The sequence below is a fragment of the Variovorax sp. RA8 genome (assembly GCF_901827175.1).
Taxonomy (GTDB): domain Bacteria; phylum Pseudomonadota; class Gammaproteobacteria; order Burkholderiales; family Burkholderiaceae_C; genus Variovorax.
Map to the genome: position 1 here is coordinate 5,740,463 of NZ_LR594662.1, position 15,526 is coordinate 5,755,988.

A 15,526-nucleotide genomic window follows, 5' to 3' on the forward strand; every position below is an offset into this window, starting at 1 on the left:
CCTCAACTCTTCAGCCTCCTCGAAAAGCTTTGCAAGGAGCCACTGCAATCGCTCCGCCTTCGGGAGAACTCGAAAACTTGGAATATTGCCCGCCTGCCGCATGATTTCGGGGATAAGGTCACGTACAAGCTTTTCTGTCATCGCCGGCCCTAAAGTCGCCGCGGCTACGGAGTGAGCCAAGCGTTACACCAGTTTACAGGGCGACCAGGCGTCCTCGCCCCGACGGAGTCCAAAGGCCTTCCCGGGACCCACCCCTCTCTCATTGTTCAACCGTTCCGCCGGCCGTTCGAAATGGACCATTGGCGGACCCCCTTAAGCCTAACGTCCAAAACCTAGGGTTGACGACCTTATGAACAAGGCCAGATAATGGACCCCCTTTTCGTACACAGGATGGTCTTATGGCTCGTGTCTTCGCCTACTGCCGGGTTAGTACCGCTGATCAAACAACTGAGAACCAGCTTAGGGAGATAGCTGCAGCCGGTTTCGACATTGCACCCAAGCGCGTTGAAGCTGAAACGATCTCAGGTAGCGTGCCGACTTCCGAGCGCAAGGGCTTCTCAAAGCTTGTTAACCGGATGGAGGAAGGCGATGTGCTCGTGGTCACGAAACTGGATCGCCTTGGCCGCAATGCCATGGATGTGAGGGCTACCGTAGAAGCGCTAACTGGGCTGGGCGTGCGGGTTCACTGCCTTGCACTCGGCGGCGTGGACCTGACCAGCGCCGCAGGCAAGATGACGATGGGCGTGCTGGCCGCCGTGGCAGAGTTCGAAAGGGACTTACTCATCGAGCGGACGCAATCTGGATTGGCACGCGCAAAGGCAGCTGGAAAGCCGCTGGGTCGCCCGCAGGCCCTCGCCGAGGCCCAGGCCGCTGCAGCGCGAGAGAGGCTGTCTGCGGGGCTCTCCGTGGCCTCCGTGGCACGCGAGTTCAAGACGAGTCGGCAGACGATCATGCGACTGCGCGACAGGGCAGAACAGGCGCACGTCTAGGACGCAGAACGGGGCCCGCCCCCCGTTCGCAGGCTCAGGCCCCGCAGTGCGCCAGTTGCCCCCCGCCGGGGGACTGTGCCTCAGGCTCGATCGTAGGCACCCTCTCGCGTTCACAGAACAATTTTGAAATTGGCCTTCACTGCTCCCAGCGCCGGGCGTGTTATCCGACTCCACTGGAGGACCACAGAGATTCTCTCCTGCGCCGGAGAGGCCGCAACCCCTTGCCCTCTTGGTCAGATGCACGCACATAGCCGGAGGGTTGGCAAGCCCCTGCGTTGCCGCTTTGCAACTTCAAGCATTGATCGACCTAGCCCGATCTGCGACGCTAAGCGCTCCTGATCGCACTCTGTTCTGCAGCACGAAAGCGCCTGCAGCACGCGGTGCGATTTTCTTTGGGCGTTTGAATTGGAGGTCAGGATGATTGAGGGGCTTGAAGCGGAAGCCGTAGCGCAACTTGTTGCGGAAGAAAGTGGCGGAGCGCGAGAGAGGGCGACGCACAGCCATCAAGGCATCGTCATTGAGGTTCGCGCACGGCGGGGGAAGGATGGCGCGGCAGTTCTAGGCTACAGCTATGACGGCGTACGGCTCGAACGGGCGATGCTGCTCTTGCTCATCTGCCCTGAGAGCGAATGCGAACGGAGCCAAGCGGTCAAGCAGCATTGGCAAGCCCTGAAGCCCGCTGCGCCAGCGCTTCAGAGGCGCCCTCGCACTGCGATGAAAGGGGCAATGAACATTGGAGAGGCGCGACTATTTGCCGAGGTGTCGATGGACTGCGCGGCAGGTTCATTTGTCGCACGCCCCGCGTCGCTTAAATGCTTCGTCGCATGTCCCGTCCAAGCTCACAGGCCGGCGATGATTCACAAGTCTGGATGGGACCTGTTCCGTGACGGCAAGTATGTTGCTGGCGGCGTGGTGCGCAGGGCGGACTCTGGCGAGTCAACGCCGCGTTTTCCTTCGGTAAAGGATGCAGCGCGATGGCTTGCTCACAGCTACTCGGCGAAGCGCCCTGGGCAGGGAGGCTGCGCCGATGAATAAGTTCGGCAAGCTTCTGAAGTCGATATGCCTGTTCTGGTGCATAGCTGCGGTAGGCAATGCCGTGATCAACGCTATGGTTGGTCGCCGCGCGAACGTCGTGATGCACGCACTGTTGCTTGCAATTGGGGTCGTGGGATTCTTACTTGGACATTGGCTAAGCAAGCGGTCGACGGCAAGGAAGGTGAGCGCTGCAAAGGCGCGGTGGTGGCAAGCGGACTATGGCTTTCGGCTCGCGGTGTTTCTTAGCGCTTCGTGGATCAGCGGGTCATTCCTATGGCAGGACAGCTACGAACGCGACTACTCAGTTGTTCTCGGCCCAGCCGTCTTCTTGCTTGCGATGTACTTGGCCTACAGGCTCTTCGTCGCGCCGCGCCCGGAGGGCGAGAAGCGGTATGAGGAAGTGGCAGACGTTGAGCCGGAAGAGGCAGAGGAAGTTTTGCCAATCGAAGAACCGCAGACGAGTTCAGCAGACCGTGAGCGGGCAATGGACGACCTCATCAAGCGAATGAAGGATTGATCGCAGCGAGCGATTCCAAGGAGAGCCGGAACGGACGAAGACAGATCGCGGCCTTGCGGCTATGTGCCGCAGGCCCTAACACCGATCCCCTCTCGCGCTCGCGCCTATTGTCTGCCTGCCTTCAGTATGAGCTTTGGAGCGTGCTTTTAACGAAGACTCGCACGCATGGCTTCGTTCAGCTTGTCCATGCTCAAGCGCACAAAGTCGTAGGTCTTGCCGTTGGACTTGTTTTGCGTAACTTTGAACTCCTGCCCGTTGATGGTTATGTGGTGTGCGCTAACAGTGATCGTGGCACGATATGACTGAGCACCCTGTTCTCTTGCCAGCGAAGTTCGCGCCTCTATGTAGAGCTGACTGAGTGTCATGCTGGGGCCAACCTTCATCCGAGCGACGGCTGACGTCCCACAGGCGGCTCGCTGACGAACGAAGCGCATTGCCCACTCCGGCAACGGTTTGCTCCAGTCCTTGTACACGGCTTGCTGCGGAAACTTCTTTTGCACACCCTCCCTGATCGATGTACGAGTCGCAGTCGCCACCGAAGGCGAAAGAATGCGATCAATGATCTCCTTGAGTACGGCGGACGAGCCACTGGAAGCTTTCGGGGTTGCGCTAACGCGCCCTCTGATTGCCAATCCTCCAAGTTCAGGGTGTCGTGCAACTTCTTGCTGAATGTACGCGTCAACGTGCCGCTGGATATCCTGCCGAGCGCGTGAGGCGACGCCTCGCAAGGCAGGATCAAATTTCCGCCGTGGCGGTTGCATTCGCCGAAACGGAGCGTCTTCGATTGATGATGGCGCAAGTGCATTGGGGGTCAGGAAATCCATCGAGACTTCGCAAACGTCGTTCGGGTGGTCCAGTTCGTTCATCAGGCGGCCTTCGTAGAGTCCCTTATCTACGAAGTAGATATTAGGGAATTTGTCCAAACTCGGTGCCGCAACCGCGGCCCTACACGGGGATTCGTGTAGTACAGGTACCGATTGGCGACGCCCTCACCGAGCCTCGGATGAGCTGAGCACGCGAAGCAGAGGGGCTGACGGCAAGCGTCGAATTTGTTCTGCCATTTTTGCTAAGGGCATCACACCATACCCTCGGGCAACCGAAGCTCCTCCAGCATGCCCGGTGATGGCGTCGTGAACGTCCTCCGGAATGCCAGCAGCACGGCACAACGTTTTGAACGTATGGCGGAAGCCATGGGCGGGACTTGCAGAGCTGCTAAGCCCCACGGTTTCTCGCAGATAACTCGCCCAACGCTTTCCGAAGTTCGTCCCGTAATAGCCCCTGGGGCAGATCTTTAAGAAGGGGAAGAGCTGTCCCGCCTTGGGCAAGGTGTCCACGTAGGCAGCAAATCCGAGCTTCACTAGATCAGGATGCAGCGGTATAAGCCTCCGGCTTCCGACGGTCTTGACGCCCCGACCGTTATCGTCATCCCCTGCAGCCAAAATACTAAGGTGCCATGCATCGTCTTCGCCCTTGATGACGTCGCGCACGGCGAGCTGTGCCAGTTCCTCGCGGCGGGCTCCGGTGTAGTACATGAGCAGGGGCAGCCAGTACCAAGCCTTCCCGAAGTCAGCGCGGGGCGATGACCACCCTGTGTCGCTATAGATCGGACTGCTGAATATCTGCCGCAGCTCATCGCCCGTGTAGTCCTTCTGGCGCTTGGCTACGGCACTGCGGTTCGTCGCCGCCTTGGCTGCTGCCTTCGCTATGCCGCCTGCTATGACGGGGTTCTCCAACACCACGCCGAGCCTTAGGCCATAGCTAAGAACGGCCGAGATTGCCCGTAGCTTGTTGCGTATGGTGGCTTCCGAGATTCGGGGCAAGTTCTCGGCGTTCGCCTTCGCGATCATCTGGCTGGTCGTAAGCTTGCGAATACCGCTGCCGCTCGCCGGAAGCTGGGCAAGCTGTACACGGTAGTCTCGAATCGTTTCTCTAGCGATAGCAGGCACCGGCAGGTCGCCGCATATCTCTATGAACTGCTCGACGGTGGCGCGATAGCTGTCAATAGTCTTGCGGACGCCACGCGAGTTCCCATCGGTCAAGAGCTTGTCACGCGCGTACTCCTCAAACAAGGCAATCAGCTTCTTCGATGAGGTCTTGCTAGCGTTTCGCTTAGCCTCGACCTTCAACGGCTCGTGGGCAAGCACGTGAGGCTTCTGCAGCCAGTCTCCCTCTAAACGCCGAGATGCAAGGTCCGAGAGCTGCAGCAGATGCTCTCTGAACGCTGCGACCAAGAGAGCGCGAGTCGGCGCTCCTTCGGCAGGGGCCGGGATGCCGTGTTGGTCTAACGTCCTCTTGATGGCAGCCGCGATCTCGCCAGACAGGTCAACGTCTGGATCATGCTCCAGCCATTCGCGAATGCTCATGAGCGGAGTGTGTTCGTCGTAGCGATCGCCCAGGTCGACAGTGACCGTTGGCCCCTCGAACAGCCAGTAAGCGAAGTTTCCAGTTGCCTCAACTTTCTCGATCTCCGCACGAAACCACCGAGCGGCGAGCTGCTGCACATCGCGCGGGGTCAGCACTTCAGCTCCGCCCGCCTGAGCGCGGGCGAGTGCGAAGGCTGTTTCGGATCGAGCCCACTCCTCCGCAAAACGCGCCTTGGCCTCGCTTGGATCGCGTGTCTTCAATGAGCGCTTGTATTCGTGCCCGAGAGCGGCTCGCAAAGCCGGCGGCACCTTGCGGCGCAGTTGGTAGATCCCAGTCGGGGCTTTGAACGGCTGGGCCATGAACGAGCGGCGGCGAGTAGTTGATGCGCCGCCGATTCTACGAAGTGAAGATGCCACAGGGTACCTGCTTGGTGTACCAAACCAAGAGGCCAGCGAAGACCCAGAAGAGAAAAAGCCCTCGATTCCGTTAAGAATCAAGGGCTTAGAAGACTGGTGGCCTGGGGCGGAATCGAACCACCGACACGCGGATTTTCAATCCGCTGCTCTACCAACTGAGCTACCGGGCCTGTGTGCAGCCGGCGATTATACAGCGCCGCGGCGCCCTCTCGAGAGATCGACGCCGAGCTGCTTCAACTTGCGATAAAGATGGGTGCGCTCCAGGCCGGTCTTCTCCGCCACGCGGGTCATCGATCCGTTCTCCATGGCGAGATGGAACTCGAAGTACGCCTTCTCGAATCCGTCGCGCGCATCGCGCAGCGGCCGGTCGAGATCGAAGCTCTGCATGGCCTGTGGGCCGGTGTCGACCGCAGGCGCCTGCGGGGCCGCGGGCACCAGCGAGTTCTCGCCCATCGTGGTGACCACGGTGGCAAGGTTGTTCGCGGTGGTCGGCACCACGCTGGCCGCCGCGCGGCGCGCTTGCTCGCGTGCCAATCCTTGCTCAACCGCCTTCAGCAGCTTCTGCAGGGTGATGGGTTTCTCGAGGAAAGCAAAGGCGCCGATGCGGGTGGCATCGACCGCGGTGTCGATGGTGGCGTGGCCGCTCATCATGATGACCGGCATGCTCAGGAGACCGGCCGTCGACCATTCCTTGAGCAACGTGACACCGTCGGTGTCGGGCATCCAGATGTCGAGCAGAACGAGATCGGGGCGCGCGCGCTGCCGGGCGGCGCGGGCTTCTGCCGCGTTCTCCGCGAGCTCGACGTTGTGGCCTTCGTCGTTCAGAATTTCGAAGAGCAGGTCCCGAATGCCTAGCTCGTCGTCGACCACGAGGATGTTTGCCATGAATGCTTGTGTTGTGCGCCGGTTTGGGTTTTCTTGAGGACCCGCCCCGCCGCGCGAGCAAGCGCTCAAGCGACGGGCGACGTCGAATCCTTGGCGTGAGCGAGCGCTCCCTGCGCCTCACCAGCCAAAACGAATGATAACGAGACTTGCGCACCAGCCACAGCCCCGTCAACGATGCGGTTGGAAAGTTCGATGCGCGCGCCGTGCTCGTCGGCAATCTTCTTGACCACGGCAAGCCCGAGGCCGGTGCCCTTCGTCTTGGTCGTGACGTAGGGCTCGAAGGCGCGCTTGAGGATGTTCTCGGCGAAGCCAGGCCCGCTGTCTTGCACCGTGAGGCGCACGCGCTGGCCCGAGTCGGCCAGCCGCGTACGGATGACGACCTCGCCGGGGCGCCCGGTCCCGTGGGCCGCGGCCTCCGCGGCGTCCTGCGCGTTTTGCAACAGGTTGTGAATGACCTGCCGGATCTGCTGCGCATCGGCGCGGATCGGCGGACAGCGCTCGTCGAGCTCGCAGCGCAGCGCGATGGGTGCGTTCTCGGCAGCATAGAGCTGGAGTACGTCGGAGACCAGCGCGTTGAGGTCGACCGCCTTCAGGTCCGCCGCCGGCAGCCGCGCATAGTCGCGGAACTCGTTGACCAGCCGCTTCATCGCGTCGACCTGGTCGACGATGGTCCGGACCGACTTGACCAGTATCGCCTCCTCGGCCGGCGCGACCTTGCCGCTGAGCTTCATCTCGAGGCGCTCGGCCGACAGTTGGATCGGCGTGAGCGGGTTCTTGATCTCGTGCGCCAGGCGACGCGCCACCTCGCCCCAGGCCTGGGCCCGCTGGGCCGACACGATCTCGGAGATGTCGTCGAACACCAGCAGCCGCGCCTCGCCCGGCAGTTGCGCGCCGCGCGCAACGATGTTGACCGCGTCTTGCGACAGGCCCTCCCCGCTGGTGTGCAGCTCGAAGGCATGCTGCCAGTGATCGAGGCCGTGCTGCAGGCGCTCGACCTCGAAATCGTCGAACTGCTGTTGCACGGCCTGCCCGAATTCGGCCAGGCCGGGCACATCGACCAGCCGCTGACCTTCGTAGGCCGCGAGCGGCGCGCGCAGCACGCGCGTGGCGCCCGGATTGGTGGACAGCACGACGCCATTCTTGTCCAGCACCATCACGCCGGAGGTCAGGTTGTCGAGGATGGTCTGCAGGTTGGCACGCGCCGCATCGAGCTCGCCCAGGGTCTTCTCGACCGCCGCGCGCGCGTCGGCCAGCTGCTGGGTCATGACCGCGAAGGAGCGCGTGAGCCCGCCGAGCTCGTCCCGGCCCTGGACCACGGCGGTGGGCCGAAGGTCGCCGCCGGCCACCTGCCGCACGCCGTCGGCCAGCACGAGCAGCGGCCGCGCGAGCTGGGTACCGAACAGCACCGCGAGCAGCACCGCACCGAACACGGCGAGGAAAAGCGTCAGGGTCAGGGTGCCGATGTACATGCGGCGCAAACCTTCGCGCGCCAGCGCCCGCTCCTGGTACTCGCGATTCGCCTCCTGCACAGCGAGCGCATTGGCCACCACCGCGGGCGGCAGCGGCTGGACGACCTGCAGGAAGCGTGGCTCGGTGCTGAAGTCGAAGCCGGGGCGCTGCACCAGCGCGAGCGCCCGCACGCTGGCCGGCGGCGGCTGCGTCACGCCGGGGCCGGGGCTCTCGTCCAGCCCTTCGATGTGAGCGATGGCGCGATCGGCACGCACCTGGCGCAACTGCTGCGGCGAGGGCCGCTCGGGGTTGAGCTGGAAGCGCGAGGTGCCCGCCCCGGCGATCAGTTGCCCGGAGGCGGTCCACAGCACCACGTCGGTAGCACCCAGCTGATCGCGAATGCGCTCGAGCACCAGCCCGGCGCTGGTGTCAGGCACGTCGGCAAGCTGGCTGCTGGCGCCGCGCACCTTGCTCACGAGGTCGTCGGACAGCGAGTCCAGGGTGGCGCGTCCCAGGTTCAGGCCGGCGTCCAGCGCACCCTCGACCTTGACGTCGAACCAGCTCTCGATCGAGCGCGCCACGAACTGGTAGGAGACCACGTATACGAGCACCCCGGGCACCACGCCCACCAGCGCGAAGATGGCGGCCAGCTTGATCAGCAGGCGGCTGCCGAACTTGCCTTGGCGCAACCGCCGCAGCAGGCGGAAGGCAACCCAGCCGATGACCAGCACGAGCACCGTCGCCACGACCACGTTGATGCCGAACAGACGCGCGTAGTTGCGCTCGTAGAGTTCCCGATTGTTGGTGGACTGCGCCAACAGGAACATCAATACCAGCCCGACCGCCGTGACCAGGAAAGCGCTGACGCCGATGGCCCAGCGTATGGCGCGGGCGCGGCTTGCTGCCGACGATCTGCCGACGCCTGCCCGAGAGTCCTTGCTCACTTCGCCTTCTCCAGCGACAAGCGTGCGCTGCGCTCGACAGAGATGTTCCAGTCGGCTTGGCCGACCACGCCGATCTGGAAGGGCCGCGGCAGTTGCGAGGTGTCCAGGCGGAAGCGGAAAGTCACCGGGTGGGCGCCCTCGTCGCCGATTTCGGAGATGTCGCCCAGCCGCAACCGGGCCACGCGCCGCACGCCGTCGAGCGCTTCCGACAGGGTATCGAAGTTCTGGTTCAGCGACACGCCGAAGCCCGAATTGGTGATCGGAACCGGCGAGACGTTGAGCCGCCAGCGCCGGGTGAGCGGCTGGTAGGCGAGCCGCATGTGGCGCGCCGCCTGGGCCACTTTCTGATCGGTCCAGTACCAGCGCTCGCGATAGAGCTCGGCCTCGGCGACGAAATAGATCGCGATGCCCTTCTCGAGCACCTCCTCGACCAGGTTGGGCAGTTCGAACTGCACCTGGGCGTTGAGGTAGACGCCATCGTCTGCCTGTTCGAGCTTCAGCTGACTCACGGTGGCACTCTTTCCGGACTGGGCTGGCGCGGGCACCGACCAGCAGGCCAGGAAGCAGGCCAGCGCGAGCAGGGTCGCCAGCCATCCCATGCCCCAGCGTTCAGCGGGGCGCCTGTTTCTCAAGCAAAGCGTAGAAGAAGCCGTCGTGATCACCCAAGGCATTGTCCGGGACGCCACGGGCAATCTCCCCGCTTTGCGGCAGCAAATGCCCTGGCGAGGGCAGCAAACGGGCGTCGGTGTTGTGCGCAAGGAACGCATCGATCTGGTGCACGCCCTCCTCCTTGAAGACCGAACAGGTGCAGTAGAGCAGGCGTCCGCCCTCCCGCACCAGGGGCCAGAGGGCCGCCAGCAGCATGGCCTGCAGCAGCGCCAGCCGCTCGGTGTCGCTCTCGCGGCGCAGCCAGCGCACATCGGGGTGCCGGCGCACGATGCCGGAGGCGGTGCAGGGTGCGTCGAGCAGGATGGCATCGAAGGCCTGGCCGTCCCACCAGTCCTTCGGCCGGCCGGCATCGGCCACGACGACCTTGGCGCTCAAGCCGAGCCGGGCGAGGGTCTCGTCGATGCGTCGGCTGCGCACGGCATCGACCTCCAGCGCGGTGAGTTCGATGGCGTCGGGCCCGGCCAGTTCGAGCAGGTGGGCGGTCTTGCCGCCGGGCGCCGCACAGGCGTCGAGCACTCGCAGGGGTCCGGCCCCCTGGGCGGCGCCGAGCAGGCCCTCGAGCAGCAGCGGCGCGGCGAGTTGGGCGGCGGCGTCCTGCACCGAGCAATACCCCTCGGCGAAGCCCGGCAGCTCCTGCACCGGCCGGGCGCGCAGCAGCTGCAGTCCGGCGGCGCCCACCGGGACTGCCTGCAGGCCGGCGACCGCCAGTGCCGCCTGATACGAGGGTCGGTCTCCCTGGCGGGTATTGACCCGCAGCGTCAACGGCGCCTGCGTGTTGTCCGCGGCCAGAATGCGCTGCCAGTCGCGCGGGTGGTCGCGCCGGAGCCGCTCGATCCACCAGCGCGGATGGTTCCACTGCGCGACGGGCTCGCGGTCGGTGGCGGCCACCAGCTCCTCCCGTTCCCGCAGGAAGCGGCGCAGGCAAGCGTTGACGAAGCTGGCCTGTGCACGCGTCCCGGGATTGCGCTTGGCGGCCTCGACCGTCTGGTCGACCAGGGTGAAAGGCTCGTAGGGCGCCTGCGCGGCATCCCAGGCCAGGGCAAGGGCGGTGCAAAGCAAGGCATCGGCAGCCGGCGGCGGCGTGCGCTTGGCCAGTTGCCGGCGCAGGGCTTCGGCCCGCCCGAGCCAGCGCAGCACCTGGAAGCCCAGGGCCTGCACCCCCGGCCGCAGGGCCGGCGGGACGGCTTCGAAGGCCACGGTGCCGGAAACGCCGCCGCGGATCGCGGCGAGCGCGACAGCGGTGAGCTGCAGCTGGCGCCAGAGGGGGGGCGCGAAGGGCTGCGCCGTGTGAAGAGGATCTGAAGAGTCTGACAACTTGAAATCAATGATGGACGAAGGCGATGTCAGCGCAAAGGCGCTGCCGGTCGCAGCTGCATGATCCACGCCACCAGCAGCGCCGGGAACTGGCCGATGGCCGCGTTGTACTGTTCCACCGCCTGGTTGAACTGGTTGCGCGCGATCTCGGCGGCGGCCGAGGGCTCGGGCCAGGCCATGGGCGCGGGAGCGCCCTCGTCCCGGCCATTGAGCGGGGCGGGCCGCGACAGGGTCCCGTCGGCCTCGAAGCTGACCACCGCGTCGGGATGCAGCCGCTGCCAGGTGCTCAGCATCACGTGCAACGCGGTCGCCAGGGCCCCGATGCGAGCAGGGTCCAGCGGTTTGAGGCGCGTGGCGGCCAGCAGCGTGACGAGCTGGCCGGCGGACGCCTTCAGCCCGGTGTCCTCACGTTGCATACCGGACGAGCCCTGCGGCGGCGCGAGCTCCTCGGCAAGGCGCGCCTGGACGAAATCGAGCTGGCGCACCAGCGCCACGTCGAGCGTCGCATAGGCCTGCAGCGCCCCTGAACGGAGTCGCACGATGCGGTTGTAGGCGCCGATGAACCAAAACAGCGCCACCGCGCCGAGGATCCACCACGGGAGCGAATCGGGCATGCCGCTCACGCAACCCTCCGCCAGAAAAAAGCCCCCGATCCGCGGGCGGAAGGGGGGCGTGGGAGACCGGTCATGCCGGCGATGCTAACCAGTTATTCGGTCGCAGCGCCTTCGCTGGCGTCGGCCGTGCTGGCGTCATCGGTCGAGGCGGCGCTACCGGACAGTTCGGCGGCTTCCGCCTCGGCGATCGCGCGACGCTCGGCCTCGTCCATCGCGTCCTTGACCTTGCGTGCCTGGTGGTAGGCCATGCCGGTGCCCGCGGGGATCAGGCGGCCGACGATGACGTTCTCCTTCAGCCCGCGCAGCTCGTCGCGCTTGCCCATGATCGCGGCTTCGGTCAGCACGCGCGTCGTTTCCTGGAACGAAGCAGCGCTGATGAAGCTGTCGGTCGAGAGCGACGCCTTCGTGATACCCAGCAGCAGGTTGGTGTAGGTCGCGGGCAGCTTGTCCTCGGCGCGCAGCGCGTCGTTGGTGTTGAGGATCTCGCTGCGCTCGACCTGCTCGCCGGCGATGTAGTTGGTGTCGCCGGGGTTCTCGACCACGACACGGCGCAGCATCTGGCGAACGATCACCTCGATGTGCTTGTCGTTGATCTTCACACCCTGCAAGCGGTACACGTCCTGCACCTCGTCCACGATGTAGCGCGCCAGTTCCTCGGAGCCCAGCAGGCGCAGGATGTCCTGCGGATCGGCCGGACCGTCGACGATCGACTCGCCCTTGTTCACCACCTGGCCTTCGTGCACCAGGATGTTCTTCTCCTTGGGCACCAGCTCTTCCCAGACCTTGCCGTCCGGATCGGTGATCTGCAGCCGCACCTTGCCCTTGGTCTCCTTGCCGAAGGACACGGTGCCGGTCATCTCGGCCAGCATGCCCTTGTCCTTGGGCGAGCGGGCTTCGAAGAGCTCGGCCACGCGCGGCAGACCGCCGGTGATGTCGCGGGTCTTCTGGCCTTCGACCGGAATGCGCGCCAGCACTTCGCCGGGGCCCACGTCCTGGCCGTCCCGCACCTGCACCAGCGCGCCGACGGGGAAGCCGATGGTCACCGAGTGGTCGGTGCCCGGGATCTTCACCTCGTTGCCGGCGACGTCGATCAGCTTCACCTGCGGACGCACGACCTTGGCCGCTCCGCGGCGCTTCGGATCGATGACCACCAGGGTGGACAGGCCCGTGACCTCGTCCACCTGCTTCGCAACCGTGAGGCCTTCCTCGACGTTCTCGAACTTGGTCTTGCCGGCGAACTCCGTGATGATCGGGCGCGTCAGCGGGTCCCAGTTGGCCAGCACGTGGCCGGCCTTGACCTGCTGGTCGGCCTTGACAGCCAGGGTCGCGCCGTAGGGCACCTTGTGGCGCTCGCGCTCGCGGCCGTGCTCGTCATGGATGACGATCTCTCCCGAACGTGCGATCACCACCAGCTCGTTCTTGCTGTTGGTCACGTAGCGCATCGTGGCGTTGAAGCCGATCACGCCGTTGGACTTGGCCTCGACGCTCGACGCCACTGCCGCACGCGAAGCCGCGCCGCCGATGTGGAAGGTCCGCATCGTCAGCTGCGTGCCAGGCTCGCCGATCGACTGCGCCGCAATCACGCCCACCGCTTCGCCGTTGTTGACCAGGCCGCCGCGGCCGAGGTCGCGGCCGTAGCACTTGGCACACAGGCCGAAGCGGGTGGCGCAGGTCAGCGCGGTGCGCACCTTGACCTCGTCCACGCCTTCGTTCTCCAGCGCTTCGATCATGTCCTCATCGAGCATGTCGCCGGCCTTGGCCAGCACGGCACGCGTCTCGGGGTGCAGCACGTCTTCGGCCGCGGTGCGGCCGAGGATTCGCTCACGCAGCGATTCGATGACTTCACCGCCTTCGACGATGGCACGCATCACGGTGCCGTCCATCGTGCCGCAGTCCTGCTCGATCACGACCAGGTCCTGCGTCACGTCGACCAGGCGACGCGTCAGGTAGCCGGAGTTCGCAGTCTTCAGCGCAGTGTCGGCCAGGCCCTTCCGGGCGCCGTGGGTGGAGATGAAGTACTCCAACACGTTCAGGCCTTCGCGGAAGTTCGCCGTGATCGGCGTCTCGATGATCGAGCCGTCCGGCTTGGCCATCAGGCCCCGCATGCCCGCGACCTGGCGGATCTGCGCGGCGGAACCGCGGGCGCCCGAGTCGGCCATCATGTAGATGGAGTTGAAGGACTCCTGCTCCACTTCCTTGCCGTGGCGGTCGGTGACCTTCTCCTTCGAGAGCTTGGACATCATGACCTTCGACACTTCGTCGCCGGCCTTGCCCCAGATGTCCACCACCTTGTTGTAGCGCTCGCCGGCGGTGACCAGGCCCGAGACGTACTGCTGCTCGATCTCCTTCACTTCCTTGGCGGAGCGGTCGATGATGCCGTGCTTCTCGGAAGGCACCAGCATGTCGTCGATGGCAATCGAGATACCGGCCTTGGTCGCCAGCCGGAAGCCGTTCTGCAGCAGCTTGTCGGCGAAGACCACCGTCTCCTTCAGGCCGCACTTGCGGAAGGAGGCATTGATGAGCTTGGAAATTTCCTTCTTCTTCAGCGCCTTGTTGATGTTCGAGAACGGCAGGCCTTTCGGCAGGATCTCGGACAGCAGCGCCCGGCCGACGGTGGTGTCGACCAGCTCGGTCTTGGCCGTGAACTCGCCCGAGTCCTTGTCCTTGGTGTACTCCGTGATGCGCACGCTGACCTTGGCGGTCAGCTCCACCACGTCGGCGTCGAGCGCGCGCTGGACTTCACCGATGTCGGAGAAGACCAGGCCTTCGCCCTTGCCGTTGATGCGCTCGCGCGTCGTGTAGTAGAGGCCCAGCACCACGTCCTGCGAGGGCACGATGGAGGGCTCGCCGCTTGCCGGGAACAGCACGTTGTTGGAGGCCAGCATCAGCGTGCGGGCTTCCATCTGCGCTTCCACCGACAGGGGCACGTGCACGGCCATCTGGTCGCCGTCGAAGTCGGCGTTGAAGGCCGCGCAAACGAGCGGGTGCAGCTGGATCGCCTTGCCTTCGATCAGGATCGGCTCGAAGGCCTGGATGCCGAGGCGGTGCAACGTCGGTGCACGGTTCAGCATCACCGGGTGCTCCTTGATCACCTCTTCCAGGATGTCCCAGACCACCGGCGTGCCGGATTCGACTTCCTTCTTCGCCGCCTTGATGGTGGTCGCAATGCCCATGGCTTCCAGGCGCGAGAAGATGAAGGGCTTGAACAGCTCGAGTGCCATCAGCTTCGGCAGGCCGCACTGGTGCAGCTTGAGCGTCGGGCCCACCACGATGACCGATCGGCCCGAGTAGTCGACGCGCTTGCCCAGCAGGTTCTGGCGGAAGCGGCCGCTCTTGCCCTTGATCATGTCGGCCAGCGACTTGAGCGCGCGCTTGTTGGCGCCCGTCATGGCCTTGCCGCGGCGGCCGTTGTCCAGCAGGCTGTCGACAGCCTCCTGCAGCATCCGCTTCTCGTTGCGTGCAATGATCTCCGGCGCCTTCAGCTCGAGCAGACGGCGCAGGCGCGAATTGCGGTTGATGACGCGACGGTAGAGGTCGTTCAGGTCGGAAGTCGCGAAGCGGCCGCCGTCCAGCGGCACCAGCGGACGCAGGTCCGGCGGCAGCACGGGCAGCACATCCAGCACCATCCACTCGGGCTTGATGCCCGACTTGCGGAAGGCTTCCAGCACCTTGAGGCGCTTGGAGTTCTTCTTGACCTTGACTTCGGAGCCGGTCAGGTCGCCGCGCAGCTTCTCGATCTCGCTGTCGAGCTCGATGCCCATCAGCAGGTCCTTGATGCCTTCGGCGCCCATCTTGGCGATGAACTCGTCGCCGTATTCCTTGCGCTTCGCGTCGTAGTCGTCCTCGGACATGATGCCGAACTTCTTCAGCGGGGTCATGCCGGGGTCGGTGATCACGTAGGCTTCGAAGTACAGCACGCGCTCGATGTCGCGCAGCGTCATGTCGAGCACGAGGCCCAGGCGCGACGGCAGCGACTTCAGGAACCAGATGTGCGCGCAAGGCGCGGCCAAGTCGATGTGGCCCATGCGCTCGCGGCGCACCTTGGTCTGCGTGACTTCAACGCCGCACTTCTCGCAGATCACGCCGCGGTGCTTGAGACGCTTGTACTTGCCGCACAGGCACTCGTAGTCCTTGATCGGGCCGAAGATCTTCGCGCAGAAGAGACCGTCGCGCTCGGGCTTGAAGGTCCGATAGTTGATGGTCTCGGGCTTCTTCACCTCGCCGAAGGACCACGAACGGATCTTCTCGGGCGAAGCCATGCCGATCCGGATGGCATCGAAATGCTCGTCCGGCGTGAATTGCTTGAATAGGTCGAGTAGCGATTTCATGT

At 64.6% G+C, this 15,526-nt stretch carries 10 protein-coding genes and 1 tRNA gene; 2 read left to right on the top strand and 9 right to left on the bottom strand.

Annotation, left to right across the window (positions count from 1 at the left end):
- Positions 1 to 398 precede the first annotated feature (398 nt).
- Complete coding sequence (locus E5P3_RS27400; RefSeq protein ID WP_162588835.1) at positions 399 to 989, top strand: recombinase family protein; 591 nt, start codon at positions 399 to 401, stop codon at positions 987 to 989.
- 1,027 nt (positions 990 to 2,016) lie between these two features.
- On the top strand, positions 2,017 to 2,541 hold the full coding sequence (locus E5P3_RS27405; RefSeq protein WP_162588836.1) for a hypothetical protein: 525 nt from the start codon (positions 2,017 to 2,019) through the stop codon (positions 2,539 to 2,541).
- Between the two features lie 146 nt (positions 2,542 to 2,687).
- On the opposite strand, the gene E5P3_RS27410 is transcribed toward E5P3_RS27405, so the two are convergent.
- From E5P3_RS27410 to rpoC, 9 genes are all read right to left on the bottom strand, one after another.
- A complete protein-coding gene (locus E5P3_RS27410) occupies positions 2,688 to 3,407 on the bottom strand; it encodes a hypothetical protein (protein WP_162588837.1) in 720 nt (239 codons plus the stop codon).
- A gap of 123 nt (positions 3,408 to 3,530) precedes the next feature.
- Positions 3,531 to 5,264 (bottom strand): site-specific integrase, encoded by a 1,734-nt coding sequence (locus tag E5P3_RS27415; RefSeq protein ID WP_197893991.1) that lies wholly within the window; start codon positions 5,262 to 5,264, stop codon positions 3,531 to 3,533.
- A 151-nt stretch (positions 5,265 to 5,415) separates the two neighbouring features.
- Positions 5,416 to 5,491: transfer RNA gene (locus E5P3_RS27420), tRNA-Phe, on the bottom strand.
- A gap of 16 nt (positions 5,492 to 5,507) precedes the next feature.
- The gene (locus E5P3_RS27425; RefSeq protein ID WP_162588838.1) at positions 5,508 to 6,206 is read right to left on the bottom strand and encodes a response regulator; all 699 of its coding nucleotides are present in this window, start codon (positions 6,204 to 6,206) and stop codon (positions 5,508 to 5,510) included.
- Positions 6,207 to 6,271: 65 nt separating this feature from the next.
- Positions 6,272 to 8,599 carry a sensor histidine kinase gene (locus tag E5P3_RS27430; RefSeq protein ID WP_162588839.1) on the bottom strand — a complete coding sequence of 776 codons (2,328 nt, stop codon included), beginning with the start codon at positions 8,597 to 8,599 and terminating at the stop codon, positions 6,272 to 6,274.
- Positions 8,596 to 9,198: a DUF4390 domain-containing protein gene (locus E5P3_RS27435; protein ID WP_162588840.1), complete on the bottom strand. Its 603-nt coding sequence runs from the start codon at positions 9,196 to 9,198 to the stop codon at positions 8,596 to 8,598. The genes E5P3_RS27430 and E5P3_RS27435 overlap by 4 nt, the downstream gene beginning before the upstream one ends.
- A gap of 10 nt (positions 9,199 to 9,208) precedes the next feature.
- A complete protein-coding gene (rsmB, locus tag E5P3_RS27440; protein WP_162588841.1) occupies positions 9,209 to 10,582 on the bottom strand; it encodes a 16S rRNA (cytosine(967)-C(5))-methyltransferase RsmB in 1,374 nt (457 codons plus the stop codon).
- 29 nt (positions 10,583 to 10,611) lie between these two features.
- The gene (locus E5P3_RS27445) at positions 10,612 to 11,196 is read right to left on the bottom strand and encodes a LemA family protein (RefSeq protein WP_232073496.1); all 585 of its coding nucleotides are present in this window, start codon (positions 11,194 to 11,196) and stop codon (positions 10,612 to 10,614) included.
- 92 nt (positions 11,197 to 11,288) lie between these two features.
- Complete coding sequence (gene rpoC, locus E5P3_RS27450) at positions 11,289 to 15,524, bottom strand: DNA-directed RNA polymerase subunit beta' (RefSeq protein ID WP_162588843.1); 4,236 nt, start codon at positions 15,522 to 15,524, stop codon at positions 11,289 to 11,291.
- Between the last annotated feature and the right edge of the window lie 2 nt (positions 15,525 to 15,526).

Excerpts from the sequence above, each read along its gene's own strand:
- E5P3_RS27400 (WP_162588835.1), top strand. The coding sequence starts at position 399 with ATGGCTCGTGTCTTCGCCTACTGCCGGGTTAGTACCGCTGATCAAACA.
- E5P3_RS27405 (WP_162588836.1), top strand. The coding sequence starts at position 2,017 with ATGAATAAGTTCGGCAAGCTTCTGAAGTCGATATGCCTGTTCTGGTGC.
- E5P3_RS27410 (WP_162588837.1), bottom strand. The coding sequence starts at position 3,407 with ATGAACGAACTGGACCACCCGAACGACGTTTGCGAAGTCTCGATGGAT.
- E5P3_RS27415 (WP_197893991.1), bottom strand. The coding sequence starts at position 5,264 with ATGGCCCAGCCGTTCAAAGCCCCGACTGGGATCTACCAACTGCGCCGC.
- E5P3_RS27425 (WP_162588838.1), bottom strand. The coding sequence starts at position 6,206 with ATGGCAAACATCCTCGTGGTCGACGACGAGCTAGGCATTCGGGACCTG.
- E5P3_RS27435 (WP_162588840.1), bottom strand. The coding sequence starts at position 9,198 with ATGGGATGGCTGGCGACCCTGCTCGCGCTGGCCTGCTTCCTGGCCTGC.
- E5P3_RS27445 (WP_232073496.1), bottom strand. The coding sequence starts at position 11,196 with ATGCCCGATTCGCTCCCGTGGTGGATCCTCGGCGCGGTGGCGCTGTTT.
- rpoC (WP_162588843.1), bottom strand. The coding sequence starts at position 15,524 with ATGAAATCGCTACTCGACCTATTCAAGCAATTCACGCCGGACGAGCAT.